Annotated in this window: 17 protein-coding genes; 8 read left to right on the top strand and 9 right to left on the bottom strand. The window is 73.5% G+C overall.

What is annotated here, in order from left to right; all coding sequences use genetic code 11:
• Positions 1-38: 38 nt before the first annotated feature.
• A complete protein-coding gene (locus ACFWW9_RS43025) occupies positions 39-806 on the top strand; it encodes a class I SAM-dependent methyltransferase (RefSeq protein ID WP_390388884.1) in 768 nt (255 codons plus the stop codon).
• A gap of 4 nt (positions 807-810) precedes the next feature.
• On the opposite strand, the gene ACFWW9_RS43020 is transcribed toward ACFWW9_RS43025, so the two are convergent.
• Positions 811-1149, bottom strand: coding sequence for a nuclear transport factor 2 family protein (locus ACFWW9_RS43020; RefSeq protein ID WP_390388882.1), 339 nt, complete (start codon positions 1147-1149; stop codon positions 811-813).
• Positions 1150-1299: 150 nt separating this feature from the next.
• Between ACFWW9_RS43020 and ACFWW9_RS43015 the strand changes: the two genes are divergently transcribed.
• Positions 1300-1623, top strand: coding sequence for a hypothetical protein (locus ACFWW9_RS43015; RefSeq protein WP_390388881.1), 324 nt, complete (start codon positions 1300-1302; stop codon positions 1621-1623).
• 39 nt (positions 1624-1662) lie between these two features.
• Here the strand turns inward: ACFWW9_RS43015 and ACFWW9_RS43010 are convergent, their stop codons facing one another.
• From ACFWW9_RS43010 to ACFWW9_RS43000, 3 genes are all read right to left on the bottom strand, one after another.
• Complete coding sequence (locus ACFWW9_RS43010) at positions 1663-2466, bottom strand: nitroreductase/quinone reductase family protein (RefSeq protein WP_390388880.1); 804 nt, start codon at positions 2464-2466, stop codon at positions 1663-1665.
• A gap of 224 nt (positions 2467-2690) precedes the next feature.
• On the bottom strand, positions 2691-3527 hold the full coding sequence (locus tag ACFWW9_RS43005) for a TIGR03621 family F420-dependent LLM class oxidoreductase (RefSeq protein WP_390388879.1): 837 nt from the start codon (positions 3525-3527) through the stop codon (positions 2691-2693).
• Positions 3528-3623: 96 nt separating this feature from the next.
• On the bottom strand, positions 3624-4484 hold the full coding sequence (locus tag ACFWW9_RS43000) for a DMT family transporter (protein WP_390388877.1): 861 nt from the start codon (positions 4482-4484) through the stop codon (positions 3624-3626).
• Positions 4485-4552: 68 nt separating this feature from the next.
• Between ACFWW9_RS43000 and ACFWW9_RS42995 the strand changes: the two genes are divergently transcribed.
• Together ACFWW9_RS42995 and ACFWW9_RS42990 are read left to right on the top strand one after the other, a co-directional pair.
• Complete coding sequence (locus tag ACFWW9_RS42995; RefSeq protein WP_390388876.1) at positions 4553-5398, top strand: LysR family transcriptional regulator; 846 nt, start codon at positions 4553-4555, stop codon at positions 5396-5398.
• A gap of 41 nt (positions 5399-5439) precedes the next feature.
• Positions 5440-6189: a GNAT family N-acetyltransferase gene (locus ACFWW9_RS42990; protein ID WP_390388874.1), complete on the top strand. Its 750-nt coding sequence runs from the start codon at positions 5440-5442 to the stop codon at positions 6187-6189.
• Here the strand turns inward: ACFWW9_RS42990 and ACFWW9_RS42985 are convergent.
• Entirely contained in the window at positions 6186-6848 is a 663-nt protein-coding gene (locus ACFWW9_RS42985; RefSeq protein ID WP_390388872.1) for an RraA family protein, read from the bottom strand. The genes ACFWW9_RS42990 and ACFWW9_RS42985 overlap by 4 nt on opposite strands.
• Positions 6849-6886: 38 nt before the next feature.
• Positions 6887-7951 carry a TetR/AcrR family transcriptional regulator gene (locus ACFWW9_RS42980; protein ID WP_390388870.1) on the bottom strand — a complete coding sequence of 355 codons (1065 nt, stop codon included), beginning with the start codon at positions 7949-7951 and terminating at the stop codon, positions 6887-6889.
• Between the two features lie 144 nt (positions 7952-8095).
• Between ACFWW9_RS42980 and ACFWW9_RS42975 the strand changes: the two genes are divergently transcribed.
• Both ACFWW9_RS42975 and ACFWW9_RS42970 read left to right on the top strand, forming a co-directional pair.
• On the top strand, positions 8096-8443 hold the full coding sequence (locus tag ACFWW9_RS42975) for a YciI family protein (protein ID WP_390388868.1): 348 nt from the start codon (positions 8096-8098) through the stop codon (positions 8441-8443).
• A complete protein-coding gene (locus tag ACFWW9_RS42970; RefSeq protein WP_390388866.1) occupies positions 8443-9621 on the top strand; it encodes an RNA polymerase sigma factor in 1179 nt (392 codons plus the stop codon). Before ACFWW9_RS42975 ends, ACFWW9_RS42970 begins: the two co-directional genes overlap by 1 nt.
• On the opposite strand, the gene ACFWW9_RS42965 is transcribed toward ACFWW9_RS42970, so the two are convergent.
• A complete protein-coding gene (locus tag ACFWW9_RS42965) occupies positions 9618-9803 on the bottom strand; it encodes a DNA-binding protein (protein WP_390388865.1) in 186 nt (61 codons plus the stop codon). The two genes, ACFWW9_RS42970 and ACFWW9_RS42965, sit on opposite strands and share 4 nt — an antisense overlap.
• 139 nt (positions 9804-9942) lie before the next feature.
• Here ACFWW9_RS42965 and ACFWW9_RS42960 point away from each other — a divergent pair, with 139 nt between their 5' ends.
• Positions 9943-10464, top strand: a complete 522-nt coding sequence (locus ACFWW9_RS42960; protein WP_390388864.1) for an SMI1/KNR4 family protein — start codon at positions 9943-9945, stop codon at positions 10462-10464.
• Here ACFWW9_RS42960 and ACFWW9_RS42955 read toward each other — a convergent pair.
• Positions 10457-11581 (bottom strand): nucleotide disphospho-sugar-binding domain-containing protein, encoded by a 1125-nt coding sequence (locus ACFWW9_RS42955; protein WP_390388862.1) that lies wholly within the window; start codon positions 11579-11581, stop codon positions 10457-10459. The genes ACFWW9_RS42960 and ACFWW9_RS42955 overlap by 8 nt on opposite strands.
• A 13-nt stretch (positions 11582-11594) precedes the next feature.
• Entirely contained in the window at positions 11595-12032 is a 438-nt protein-coding gene (locus ACFWW9_RS42950) for a GNAT family N-acetyltransferase (protein WP_390388861.1), read from the bottom strand.
• Positions 12033-12240: 208 nt separating this feature from the next.
• On the opposite strand from ACFWW9_RS42950, the gene ACFWW9_RS42945 reads away from it, so the two are divergent.
• Positions 12241-12771: a hypothetical protein gene (locus ACFWW9_RS42945; protein ID WP_390388860.1), complete on the top strand. Its 531-nt coding sequence runs from the start codon at positions 12241-12243 to the stop codon at positions 12769-12771.
• Positions 12772-12868 lie beyond the last annotated feature (97 nt).

Genomic DNA, 12868 nt, shown 5'->3' with positions numbered 1-12868 from the left:
CCACACTACCGTCCGGGACGACCCCGGAAGCACGTGACCTGGCCGGATCGTTCGGCGCCGACCCCGACCGCTACGACCGCGCCCGCCCGCGCTACCCCGACGAGCTGATCACGGCACTTGTCGCCGCGAGCCCCGGCCCCGACGTCCTCGACGTGGGTGTCGGCACGGGCATCGTCGCTCGGCAACTCCTCGCGGCGGGCTGCCGGGTGCTCGGCGTGGACGTCGACGCGCGGATGGCCGAGTGGTCACGCCGCCGTGGGCTCGACGTGGAGGTCTCGGCGTTCGAGGAGTGGGACCCCGCAGGCCGGACGTTCGACGCGGTCGTGGCGGGGCAGACGTGGCACTGGGTGGACCCGGTCGCGGGGGCGGCGAAAGCGGCCGAGGCGCTGCGGCCCGGCGGCAGGCTGGCGGTGTTCTGGAACGCGGGCCAACCACCGTCCGACGTGGGCGAGGCGTCCGCCGCCGTCTACGAGCGGGTGCTGCCCGGCTCGCTCGCGGCCCGGTGGGCGGCGAGCACCGCGTCGAGCAGCGCCGCCGACGGCTACTCGGCGCTGTGCGCCAAGGCCGCCGACGGGATGCGGGAAACGGGCGCGTTCGGCGAACCCGAGGTGTGGCGGTTCGAGTGGGAGCGGACCTACACCCGTGACGAGTGGCTGGACGTGCTGCCCACCACCGGCGCCCACACCCTGCTCCCGCCCGAACTGCTCACGGAGGTGCTCGCGGGCATCGGTGCGGCGATCGACGCGGTCGGGGGCGCGTTCACGGCGCGCTTCACCACCGACGCGGTCGTCGCGGCGCGGACCTGACCGCTCAGACGACGAACCAGACCCGCTCGATCTTCTCGCGGCCCACCTCGTACATCGCCACGGCCGCCCTCGACTCGCCCGGCGTGATGCCGGTGACCAGCTCGTGGTCGATCACGATCCGGCCGTGCACGACCCGCGTCACGAGCTTGGCGTGCAGGTCGGGGTAGGAGTCGAACAGCTCGCGGTAGCGGTCGCGGAAGGCGGGTCCCGACCGGTCCTCCAGCACCTCGCCGGAGGGGAAGGTCCCCACCGGCACGTCGTCGACGTAGAAGCCGAGGAACCGCTCGAGGTCACGGGCGTTGTAGGCGGCCAGTTGGCCTGCGACGATCTCCTCCGGAGACAACCAGGACCCCACTTCTCGAAGCCCGCGCGCACGGGAACGTCGGATTTTCCCCGTGATCATGCCGGCGCGGGCCGGGGTTTGGACCACCCCTTCGGACGTGACGCTGTGAGGCGATGTCGATCGCGCTGGGTGATGTGCGATCTTTTCGCCATGAGCAGTCCTGCCGCCCGACCGTCCACAAGGCACACCGCAGACCAGACGAGGCAGGTGGAGGTGTCGCAGCACGGCGGGGAGCCGTACCGGGCGGGCGCGACGGGCTGGGTGGTGCACGCCGTCCAGGCGATGCCCGGCACGTCGTTCTGGTGCGGCCCCGACTACGGGGACGGGACCGCCGCCGGCCCGTTGGAGAGCGCGCTGTACTGGCCGGACCGCCGGTCCACCTACCGCGCGCTGATGCTGTCGTTCGGCTCGGTCGCGAACGCCAGCGCGCAGGGCTTCTCCCCCATCGAACTGCCCGACCAGTCGGGTCGGTGACCGGGTGGGGTCCCCGGAGTCGGTGACCCCACCCGTCCGCTAGGCCACCGGCGACCAGGGCACGTCGACCAGCACCGGGAGCAGCCACGCCTCCTCGCGGTCGAGGTGCTGCCCCAACTCGTCGGCCGTCCGGTCCAGGTCGTTCTTGAGCCCTGCCGAGTCGACGGCCGTCAGCAGCCTGTCCTTGAGGCGGGCGACGGCCCGGTGCTCCTCGCGGAGCCGGGCGAGGACGTCGGCCAGGTGCGGGTGGTGGACCTCGATGCCGGGGAACACGTGCTCGTCCTCCCCGGTGTGGTGGAACGTGAGCGCGTCGCAGAACTCCACGCAGTGCCGCCGCAGTTGCAGCCCGAGGCCGGGCTCGCCCTCGGCTTCGGCGCGCACCTGCGCGATCTGCTCGCGCAGCCAGCCGTGGACCTCCAGCAGCTTGCCCGCGAACGTGCCCTCGGCCCGGTGCAGCACGACGACCGGCAGCACCCGGTCGGTGCCCGCCTGGTAGTCGGCGTAGCCGGGCGCGACCCGGACGACCTCCTCGAACAGCTCGTCCCGCCGGTCCCCGGCCGGGACGGCGACGGCGGTGAACTCCTCCACGCCGACCTCGACGCGCACGACCGGGCGGGCGAGGAGGTTGTGGAACCAGGCGGGGTGGCGGTCGGCCCCGGCCGCCGAGCCGACCACGAGCAGGTGCCCGCCGTGCGGGACGGAGCCGAGGGGAACGGTGTGCGGGGCCCCGGATCGGGCGCCGGTGGTGGTGAGCAGCAGGAGTCCTCCGTCGGGGAAGAAGGACACCTCGCCGCCGGTGGCGCGGAACTCGTCGATGATCGGTTGGTTGAACGACGTGGGCATGGCTGTGCTCCAGGAACGGTGTGCGGATGACGAACCGGAAGCGCTGCCCGTGGCGTGGACACACGGGGGCGCGGGGCGGTTACGTCGAACGCGGGAGGCTCATGGCGTGGTCCCGTGGGTGAAGGGGTGTCGCCCGATCTCCGACCCGCCCACTGCTCTTCGGTCGGGATCACGCGCACCGCGGGACCAGTCAAACCGACCTCTGCCGGTCCTGTCAAAACGGGTCAGCGCAGGAGCGCGATGACCTCGGCGAACGCGGCCAGGTGCGGTTCCAGGACGCTGACGTAGCTGACGCCGTACTGGTCGCGGTAGCGCCGCAGCCGGTCCGCGATCTCGGCGGGCGCGCCGACCAGCACCCCCGGCAGGCGCAGGAGTTGGTCGTCGTCCAGGCCGCTGGCCTGCTGGATGATCGAGAGGTCGACCTGGTCCGGGCTGCCGCCCACGGCCGCGACGAACAGGTTCAGCTCCACGTCGCGGTCACCCGCGGCGTCCGTCAGCACCTCGACGCGGCGCGCGAAGGCCTCCTCCGGCGGCACGCCCGGCGTCAGACCCGCGAAGATCGAGAAGCTGAAGATGTCGGCCTCGCGGCCACCGAAGCGCAGCATTCGGTCGCCCGCGCCGGACAGCATGATCGGCGGGGCGGGCAGGTCGGGTTCCGCCGCGAGCAGTGCGCGCAGTTCGGGCAGGGTCTTCTCCAGCTTGCGCAGCCGTTCACCGCCGGTGCCGAACGGCTTGCCCACGGCCTCGAACTCGCCGGGCACGTACCCCGTTCCGAGGCCCAGTTCCAGGCGGCCGTCGGTGAGGCGCTGCACGTCGGCGACGTCCCTGGCCAGGTAGGCGGGGCTGAGGACGCCGGTGTTGAGCACATAGGTGCCCACCCGCAGGCTCGACGCTTCCGCCGCGGCGACCAGCGCCGGGAACGGCGCGGCCGTCCCCAGGTGGTCCGGGACCTGGAGCACGTCGTAGCCGAGGTCCTCGGCCCGGCGCACGCGCGACCGCCAGGACTCGCGGGACCCGACCTGGAGCAGGCTGACACCGAAGCGGAACGGGCGGCTGGTCATGGGGGTGCTCTCCTGCGTCGAGGCGGCCGGTGCGTCACCCTCAGTGCTACCAGCGAGGCTGCGCCGTTCGGGTCAACCGGCGGCACGTCGTCGAATTCACGCCACCTTTTCCGGCTTCGGTGTCGACCCGAGGACCGCGCCGACACCGGCGATCACCACCAGGACGATGGCCACGACGTCCAGCAGGTGCAGGTGTTGGCCGAGCACGACCTGCCCGGCGACGGCGGCGACGGCGGGCGCCAGGCTCATCAGCACCGCGAACGTCGACTGGCGCAGCGAACGCAGGGACAGCAGTTCCAGGCTGTAGGGCAGGGCCGAGGACAGCAGCGCCACGGCCGCGCCCAGCCCGAGGGTGACCGGGTGCAGCAGGGCGGTGCTCGCGCCGAAGGGCAGGCTGATCACGGCGCTGACGGCCATGGCGAGCGCGAGCCCGTCGGCCTTGGGGAAGCGGCTGCCGGTGCGGGCCGAGCACAGGATGTAGACGGCCCACAGCACGCCCGCGCCCAGCGCGAACGCCACGCCCGCGGCGTCGAGGGAGTCGAAGCCGCCGCGACCGAGCAGGCCGACCCCGGCCAGCGCCAGCGCGGCCCACAGCCAGCTCGCCGCGCGCCTGCCCGTGACGACCGACAGCACCAGCGGTCCGAGCACCTCCAGGGTGACGGCCGCGCCGAGCGGGATCCGGTCGACGGCCTGGTAGAACAGCATGTTCATGGTGGCCAAGGCGACGCCGAACGCGCCGATGACGGCCCAGTCCGACCGGCTGTGGCCGCGCACCGACGGGCGGCACACGGCGAGCATGACCACCGCCGAGATGCTCAGCCTCATCGTCACCACCCCGAGCGGCCCGGCCAGGGGGAAGACGAGCGCGGCCACGGCGGCGCCGAACTGCTGGGACACGATGCCGCCGAGCACGAGTCCGACGGGGACGGTCGTGGCGCGGGACGCGGTGGTGGTCACGGCGCGACGCTATGCGTGGTTCGCCCGGCGGTGAAATGCCTGTTCTCCAGCGGTTATGCTTGCCGGACATGACCGTCGAGCTGCGTCACCTGCGCTGCTTCCTCGCCATCGCCGAGGAAGCGAACATCACCCGCGCCGCGGCCCGGCTGCACGTCGGCCAGCCGGCCCTGTCGCGCACGCTGCGACAGCTCGAGGAGCACCTGGGCGTGCGGCTGGTCGACCGCTCCACCCACCACCTGCACCTCACCGACGCCGGGCACGCGTTCCGGACGCGGGCCGCGACCGCCGTGGCGGCCGTCGACGACGCGCTCGACCCGGTCCGCGTGGGCACGTGGCCGTTGCGGCTGGGCCACGCGTGGGCGGCGCTGGGCGACCACACGCCCGCCCTGCTGCGGCGGTGGCGCGAGACCTACCCGGACACCGCGCTGGAACTGCTGCGCATCACCGAGCCCACGGCGGGCCTGGCCAGCGGCAAGGCGGACGCGGCACTGGTGCGCGGCCCGGCCGAGGGCCCGCACGCCCTGCTGCTCACCGAACCCCGGCTCGTGGCCGTGCCGACCGGCGGCGACCTCGCCGAGCGCCCGAGCCTGGCGCTGGCCGACCTCACCGACCAAGTGATCGTGCTCAACCCGCCGACCGGCACGACGTCGGTGGCGCTCTGGCCCGCGCCGATCCGGCCGACCGCGACGCTGGTCGTGGCCAACACCGACGACTGGCTGGCCGCCATCGCCGCGGGCCGGGGCGTCGGCGTCACGGCCACGGGCACCGCCGACGTCCACGCCTACCCCGGCGTCACGTACGTGCCGCTGTCCGACGCGCCGCCGGTGCCGGTGCACCTGGTGTGGACCGATCCGCCGCGCCACCCGGCGATCCCGGCGCTGCTCGCGCTGGCCCGCGAGATTGTGGCGCGCTAAACCCGGTTGCCCCCGGAGTGGGTGTCTGGTCGGCTGCGCGGATGGACAAGCAGGCGGTACTGGCCGCGTTCGACCAGCAGGTCCGCAGGCATCCCACCACCGACGGCCGCGTGGAGCGCGACGCCGACGTCGTGCGCACGATCGGCTCCGGCTGGACCGGCGTCGAGTGGACCTCCCTCGACGCCGCGCGCGCCGACGCCGTGATCGCCGCCCAGGTGGCCCGGTTCCAGGGCGCGCCCTGGGAGTGGAAGCACTACTCCTACGACTCCCCCGCCGACCTGCCTGCCCGGCTGACCGCCGCCGGGTTCATCCCCGAGCCGTCGGAGACGTTGCTCGTGGCCGAGATCGCGGATCTCCGCTTGGACTCGACGCCCCCGGAAGGCGTGGAGCTCGTGCCGGTCGTCGACCAGGCGGGGGCGGACGCGCTGGTGGCCGTGCACGACGAGGTGTTCGGCGGGCATCACGCGGCGGTGGGCGAACTGGTGCTGGGCAGCGACCCGGCCACGCTCACGGCCGTGGTCGCGATGGCCGGGGAGACACCGGTGTCGGCGGCGCGGGTGGAGTTCCACCACGGCACGGAGTTCGCCAGCCTGTGGGGCGGCGGGACGTTGCCGCAGTGGCGGGGGCGCGGGGTGTTCCGCGCCCTGGTCGCCTACCGGGCGGCGTTGGCGGCGGAACGCGGGTTCCGCTACCTCCAGGTCGACGCGACGTCGGACAGCCTGCCGATCCTGCGGAGGCTGGGCTTCGTCGACCTGGCCACCACCACCCCGTACGTCCACTCCGGGCTCTAGACGACGAACCCGAGCTTGCTCGGCGTCCCGGCGAGGACGTTGGCGCGGTGCTCCTGGAAGTTCATCGACGCGAACAGGCTGCCGCCGTCTCGGAGCTTCGCGAGCACCGCCTCCTCCCGCAGGTGGATCGCCTCGGCGGCATCGAGCACGGCGTCGAGCTGCTCGGGGGTGGCGACGAGCAGGCCGTCGTCGTCGCCGAGCACGAGCGTTCCGGGGTGCACCTCGACCCCGCCGCAGCGGATCGGGAGTTGCGTGCGCGGGGCGGCGACGGCGGGCCCGGACCGGGAGCAGGTGCCGCGCGCGTACACGCTGAACCCGAGTGGCCGCAGGGTCTCCAGGTCGCGCACCAGCCCGTCCACGACGATGGCGGACAGGCCCTTGCGGTGGGCCTCGGTGGCGAACAGCCCGCCCGCGACGGCGACGGTCGGGGACGCCGACGCGTCGATGACCAGCACGTCACCCGGCTGAGCCACCTCCAGGCCCTCCATGACCGACAGCAGGTCGCCGTCGGACTGCACGGTCACGGCCCGCCCGACGACCGTGCCCTCACCCGCGAGCCTGCGGATGCCGTGGTCCAGCGTCGGAAGGGTCTTGTCCGCGTCGCTCACGACCGACACCGGGACGAGGCGGGCGCGGGTCAGCAGGCTGTCGAGTTCCATGGGGGCACCCTAGATCCACTTCGGTGTGGTGGCCCGCCCTAGGTCGGGCGTGCCGTCGGGGACCGGCGGGCGGCGGCGTGGCAGGCGCCGTAGCCGTCGGCGCGGGCCACGACGCGGCCGGCCGCCACCCGGACCACGGTCTCGGTGTCGTCGTCGACCGCGGGCACGCCCGCCGCGGCGGCGAGGAAGCCCCGGTCGTCGTCGACGATCCGCAGCCGCGGCCACGCGGACCGCGGGACGGCCTGCCGGAGTCGGGTGCGCAGTTCGGTGACCGTGAGCCGGACCAGCGGGGACAGCTCCTCGGGGTGGCTCGTGACGACCACGGCGGTCACGTCGGCGTCGGCGCGCAACGCCTCCTCGATCGCGGTCAGCCGGTGCACGCCGAGCACCGCGACCACGCCGTCGCCGTCGAGCACGGCCGGGTCGCCGGTGAGCAGGTCGGTCGCGGAGGTCGGTGTCCACGGCTGGTCGACGGCGTGGACGGGCGGGACGAGGGTTGGCGCGGGCCACTGGTCGCCCAGGTCCAGGTCGGCGAGCTGCTCGCAGGCGCGCACGACGTTGAAGATCTCCCCGAAGCCGGGCGCGGCGGCGGCCAGGCCGCTCGCGCCGTGCAACGTGGTGAGCGCGGCCTCGGCGACCCGCACCAGCCGACCGGCCGTCGGGTCGAGCCGTTCCAGGGCGAGGCCGAGCACGATCGCGTCCAGGCTCAGGAGCTGCGCGAACGGGCGTCGGGTCAGCTCGTCGGCCATGATCTCCGGCAGCAGGTCCACGCCGAGGCGGGCGTCGCCGTGCGCGGAGTCGGTCGCCATCGGCAGGGCGCCGACCCACGCACGGGCCAGCGCCCCGAGCGCCTCGCGGACCGTCAGACCGGGCTCGCCGGGCACTGCTGGCGCGTGGTCGGCGGCGTCGGCGAGCACGGCGAAGTACAGCGCCCGCTTGCCGGGGAAGTTGGAGTACACCGCGCCGCGGGTCAGCTCGGCGCGCTCGGCGATGCCGTCGACCTTGGCGTCGCGGAACCCCCGCTCGGTGAACTCCGCCCTGGCCGCGGCCAGCACCTTCGCGCGGTTGCGCTCCTGCGTCTCCGCTCTGGTGAGCCGGGCCATGGTCCTCCTACCAGCGTCGGAACGCCCAAGATACCGCGACCATGCGCATGGGCACGTCATCCGGAACTTTTCCGCGTCAAGTTGTCGATGTCGGGGGTCGGTGTTCGTGTAAGTGGTGCAAGCACCGGAACGAGGAGGCAACAGATGAGGCAGTACCTGCTCAGCGTCTACCAGCCCGACGGCCCGATCCCCGGCCCCGAGGTGCTCGGGCCGATCATGGACGACCTCACCGCGCTGGACGCCGAGATGCGGTCCACCGGCACGTGGGTGTTCACCGGCGGGCTGTTCCCGCCGAGCACGGCGACCGTGGTCCGGGCCAAGGGCGACGAGGTCCTGACCACCGACGGCCCGTACGTCGAGGCCAAGGAGCACGTCGGCGGGTTCACCGTGATCCAGGCCCCCGACCTGGACGCCGCACTGGAGTGGGGCCGGAAGATGGCCCTGGCGAGCACCCTGCCGATCGAGGTGCGGCCCCTCCAAGGCGACTCCTGATGGTCGACGTCGCCCGCGTCTTCACCGAGGAGTACGGGCGCGCGGTGTCCGTCCTGGTCCGCGTCTTCGGCGACATCGACGTCGCCGAGGAGGCGGTCCAGGACGCGTTCACCACCGCCGTCGCCCGCTGGCCCGTCGACGGCGTCCCGGCGAGCCCCGCCGGGTGGATCATCACCACCGCCCGCAACCGGGCGGTCGACCGCCTGCGCCGGGAGTCCTCCCGCGACGACCGGCACGCGCAGGCCACCCTCCTGCACGCCCAGGACGACGACCCCGCCGAGGAGGGTCCCGTGCGCGACGACCGCTTGAGGCTCCTCTTCACCTGCTGCCACCCCGCGCTCGCCGAGGGGGCGCGGGTCGCGTTGACGCTGCGGCTGCTCGGCGGCCTGAGCACGGCGGAGATCGCGCGGGCGTTCCTGGTGCCGGAGTCGACCATGGCGCAGCGGCTGGTGCGGGCGAAGGGCAAGATCCGCGACGCCCGGATCCCGTACCGCGTCCCGGCCGAGGCCGACCTGCCCGACCGGCTCCGGGCGGTGCTCGCGGTCGTCTACCTGATCTTCAACGAGGGCTACTCGGCGATGGGCCGCGAGGACCTGTGCGCCGAGGCGGTCCGGCTCGGCCGGGTGCTCGTGGAGCTGATGCCCGACGAGCCCGAGGCCGTCGGACTGCTCGCACTGATGCTGCTGGTCGAGTCCCGCCGCGCGGCCCGCACCACGCCCGACGGCGACCTCGTGCTGCTGGCCGACCAGGACCGGTCGCTGTGGGACACCGCGTTGATCGCCGAGGGCCACGCGCTGGTGCGGGCGTGCCTGCGCCGCGGCAGGCCGGGGCCGTACCAGATCCAGGCGGCGATCAACGCCGTGCACAGCGAGTCGCCCACCGACTGGTGGCAGGTCGTGGCGCTCTACGACCAGCTCATGACGGTCGCGCCGAGCCCCGTCGTGGCGTTGAACCGGGCCGTCGCGGTGGCCGAGCTGGACGGCCCCGCCGCGGCGCTCGCGCTGGTCGACCGGCTGGACCTGGACGGCTACCACCTGTTCCACGCCGTGCGCGCCGACCTGCTGCGCAGGCTCGACCGCCCGGCCGAGGCCAGCGCCGCGTACGAGTCCGCGCTGGCCCGCACCGACAACACCGCCGAGCGCGCGCTGCTGCGCCGGAACCTGGAGCGCTGTTCCTAGCCCGCGAGGTCCAGCCCGCGCGCGGCCAGCTCCTCGCGCAGCAGCCTCAGCCCCTTCGGCCCGAACCCGTGCAAGCGCAGCAGTTCCGCCCCGGTGACGGTGGTGAGCTGGTCCAGGCTGGTGTACCCGGCGTTCTCGAGCGCGCGGCGCGCGGGCGCGGGAAAGCTCTCCGGCAGATCCATGACGACCACCTTCGCGGCCCGCGGCGTGCTCCGCAACGGGCGCGCCGGGCCCCGGTGGCGGGAACGTGCCACAACCGCCGCGCTGTCGGTGCCCGCCCCTAGGATCGGCGCGCACCGTCATCGCCGAAGGAGTTCGCGCATGCCCGAGTCCGCTCCCGTCACCATCCCCGAGTGGCGCGAGTTCCTCGCCGCTCCCGGCACCGACTGGCCCACCACACGGCCCGCGAGCGAGGACGCCGTGCTCGCCGTCGAGGAGCGGCTCGGCGTCCTGCTCCCGCCGAGCTTCCGCAACTTCCTGCTGACCAGCGACGGTTGGGAGGACATCAACACCAACGCGGGCACCCTGGCCGGCGTCGACGCGGTCGAGTGGTTCCCGACGGCCGACCCCGAGCTGTGGGCGGCGTGGAGCGGCCCGGACATGGACTCCTACGCGGAGGAGGCCGCGATCATCAAGCGGTGCCTGCTCCTGTCCCTCGAATCGGCGCAGGGCGATTACTGGCTGCTCAGCGCGGACGAGGTCGGCGAGAACGGCGAGTGGCGCGCCTACGAGTGGTGGGCGGGCGACGGCGGCGACCTCATCGCCCACGACAGCTTCGGCGCGCTCGTGCACGACGCGCGGGACAAGTGGATCGCCGAGGCCGAGGAGGACAGCGCTAGCTGACCAGGGCCTCCACCCGCCCGACCAGGTCGGCGGGCGACGGCATCGCCCTCATCTCGGCCCGCACCTCACCCGCGGCCGCGCGCAGCCGGTCGTCGGCGAGCACCCGGCGGACGACGTCCGCGTCCACCTCGTCCGGAGCGCACGCGAGACCGATTCCGCGGGCGACGACCGCGGCCGCGTTGACGGGCCGGTCGGACGCCCCCTCGCTGGGCAGCACCAGCTGCGGCACTCCCGCGTCGGCCGCGGCGTACAGCGAGCCGGACCCGCCGTGGTGCACGAGCGCGGCGCAGGTGGGCAGCAGCGCGGTCAACGGCACCCAGCCCTCGGCCCGCACGGTGGGCGGGAGGTCGCCGAGCTTGGCCAGGTCGTGCGAGTCGACGGCCAGCACGAACTCCGCGTCCACCTCGGGCGCGAACGCGAGGATCCGCTCCAGCACGCCCACGCCCTGCTGCTTGCCGACCATCGTGCCCACGGTGACGGCGATCCGGGGCCGGTCGGGCCGGTGGAGGAGCCGGTCGGGCAGCACCGCGCCGCCGTTGTAGGGGACGGGCCGCATCAGCCAGCCGTCCCGGCCCGCAGGGGCGAGGCTGGGCGGCACGATGTCGATCCACGGGGAGTCGTCGACCAGGTCCGGCACCCCGTGCCTGGCCAGCGCGGCGGCCATGTGCCGGAGTTGGCCCGCGAGCCTGCTGGGCTCGATGCCCAGGTCGTGGCGCACGCACGGCACGTCGAGCGCGCCCGCGACGAGCCTGCCGAACGGCGCCAGCCGCTCGTGCACCACGACGTCCGGCCGCCACGCCTTCGCCGCCGCGACCGCGCCGTCGGCGACCCACTCGCTCCAGACGCCGAACAGCGCCCCTTCCAGCTCCTCGGTCTCGCCCTCGGCACGGATCCGGTCGAGCAGGTCGCGCCGCTCGGTGGCGAAGTCGACGAACAGGCTCCGCTGCGTCCGTCCCGGCGCGATGTCCACCACCGGCAGCCCCGCCCGCTCCGCGACCAGGCTCTCGCCGAACGTGGCCACCAGCACCTCGTGGCCCGCCGCTCGGGCGGCCCACGCGATCGGGATCAGCGGGAACAGGTGGCCGAGGGAGGGCAGGGACGCGAAGAGCACGCGCACGGGGGTCTCCGGTTCAGCGGGCGAGCAGGGTCAGCGTCACGCCCGGCGCGAGGTCGCGGGTGCCGGTCGGGACGAAGCCGCGGCGCCGGTACAGGGCCAGGGCGGGGAGGTTGGCGGTGCCGGTGGACACGAGCACGCGGTCGGCGGGTTCCAGGGCGTCCAGGGTGTCGAGCAGGGCGGTGGCGATCCCGGACCGGTGGGCGTCGGGGTGCACCACGAGGCGGCACAGGTCGAGGGTGCCGTCGGCGAGCCGGACCCACGAGACCGCGCCGGTGAGGTCGTCGGTGCCCAGGAAGGACTCGCCGCAGGTGCGCAGGTCGTCGAGCGACTCGTGCAGCGGCGGGATGCCGTCGAACCCGATCAGCGCCGCCTCCACCGCGTAGGCGGCGCGCTGCAACTCCCACAGCCCGCGCAGGGTGTCGGGGTCGGCCAGGTCGAGTCGGCGGATCACCTGATCACCCTAGCCGGCGGGGTCGGGTGATATCCCACGAATTCGCGGGATTCGCTACCGCCGAGCGGCAGCGGTCGTTCGGCCCAGAACGGGACCGCGCGGGCGAATCGGAGAAATAGGAGATTGCCCGCGCCCGCGGCCGCCGCTACGCTTGCCCTCGCCGGAGGGGTCCGGTGACGGTTGTTGACTTCCTGGGGGGATTCACCACGTGAAAGCCATGTTCCGTCGTGCCGCGCTCGTTTTCGCCGCGGGCCTTTCCTTCGTGGTCGCCGCGCAGGGCACGGCGAGCGCCGCGGTGCCCGAGCCGCTGAAGGCCACCGACAGCCGGGAAGCCGCTCACCTGAGGAAAGCCGCGGTCGCCGAGTCGTGCCCGCAGCCGGGTCAGCGGGTGACGGTGACCGGATCGCCGAACGTCTACCTCGTCGACCCGGACTACTACCTCTACCTGATTCCCGACGAGACCACGTACTTCAACCTGTGGGACAGCTGGGACGGCATTCAGATCAATGACGACCTGGCGAATTGCTACGAGTACTACTACCCGATGAACAATGCGCACCTCGCCGGTTTGCGTGGAACCCCGAACGTCTACGTCTGGGATTCCCTGCTGGGCACCGCGGGTGAATACCGTTTGGTGACCACGGCGGACATCTTCACCAAGTACGGCTTCTCCTGGAGCAAGATCAAGTCCAAGCGGACCGTCTCCCCCGTCACCGACGTGTGGCACTGGGACTACTGAGCCACTGACTCCCGAAGCGGCCGGGCGGGCTGGTCGGCCGCCCCGGGGGGGGGGGCGGCCCAAGCATAGGGTTCAAGAAAACAAAAAAAACCCCACG

Origin of the sequence: Umezawaea sp. NPDC059074 (assembly GCF_042738955.1) — a bacterium.
In the GTDB taxonomy this organism is placed as follows: Bacteria; Actinomycetota; Actinomycetes; order Mycobacteriales; family Pseudonocardiaceae; genus Umezawaea.
Note: the sequence above shows the minus strand (reverse complement) of the source record. Positions and strands in the feature narration are given on the sequence as shown.

Excerpts from the sequence above, each read along its gene's own strand:
- ACFWW9_RS42960 (WP_390388864.1), top strand. The coding sequence starts at position 9,943 with ATGCCCGAGTCCGCTCCCGTCACCATCCCCGAGTGGCGCGAGTTCCTC.
- ACFWW9_RS43010 (WP_390388880.1), bottom strand. The coding sequence starts at position 2,466 with ATGCCCACGTCGTTCAACCAACCGATCATCGACGAGTTCCGCGCCACC.
- ACFWW9_RS42995 (WP_390388876.1), top strand. The coding sequence starts at position 4,553 with ATGACCGTCGAGCTGCGTCACCTGCGCTGCTTCCTCGCCATCGCCGAG.
- ACFWW9_RS42965 (WP_390388865.1), bottom strand. The coding sequence starts at position 9,803 with ATGGATCTGCCGGAGAGCTTTCCCGCGCCCGCGCGCCGCGCGCTCGAG.
- ACFWW9_RS42970 (WP_390388866.1), top strand. The coding sequence starts at position 8,443 with ATGGTCGACGTCGCCCGCGTCTTCACCGAGGAGTACGGGCGCGCGGTG.
- ACFWW9_RS42985 (WP_390388872.1), bottom strand. The coding sequence starts at position 6,848 with ATGGAACTCGACAGCCTGCTGACCCGCGCCCGCCTCGTCCCGGTGTCG.
- ACFWW9_RS42990 (WP_390388874.1), top strand. The coding sequence starts at position 5,440 with ATGGACAAGCAGGCGGTACTGGCCGCGTTCGACCAGCAGGTCCGCAGG.
- ACFWW9_RS43005 (WP_390388879.1), bottom strand. The coding sequence starts at position 3,527 with ATGACCAGCCGCCCGTTCCGCTTCGGTGTCAGCCTGCTCCAGGTCGGG.
- ACFWW9_RS43015 (WP_390388881.1), top strand. The coding sequence starts at position 1,300 with ATGAGCAGTCCTGCCGCCCGACCGTCCACAAGGCACACCGCAGACCAG.
- ACFWW9_RS42980 (WP_390388870.1), bottom strand. The coding sequence starts at position 7,951 with ATGGCCCGGCTCACCAGAGCGGAGACGCAGGAGCGCAACCGCGCGAAG.
- ACFWW9_RS42975 (WP_390388868.1), top strand. The coding sequence starts at position 8,096 with ATGAGGCAGTACCTGCTCAGCGTCTACCAGCCCGACGGCCCGATCCCC.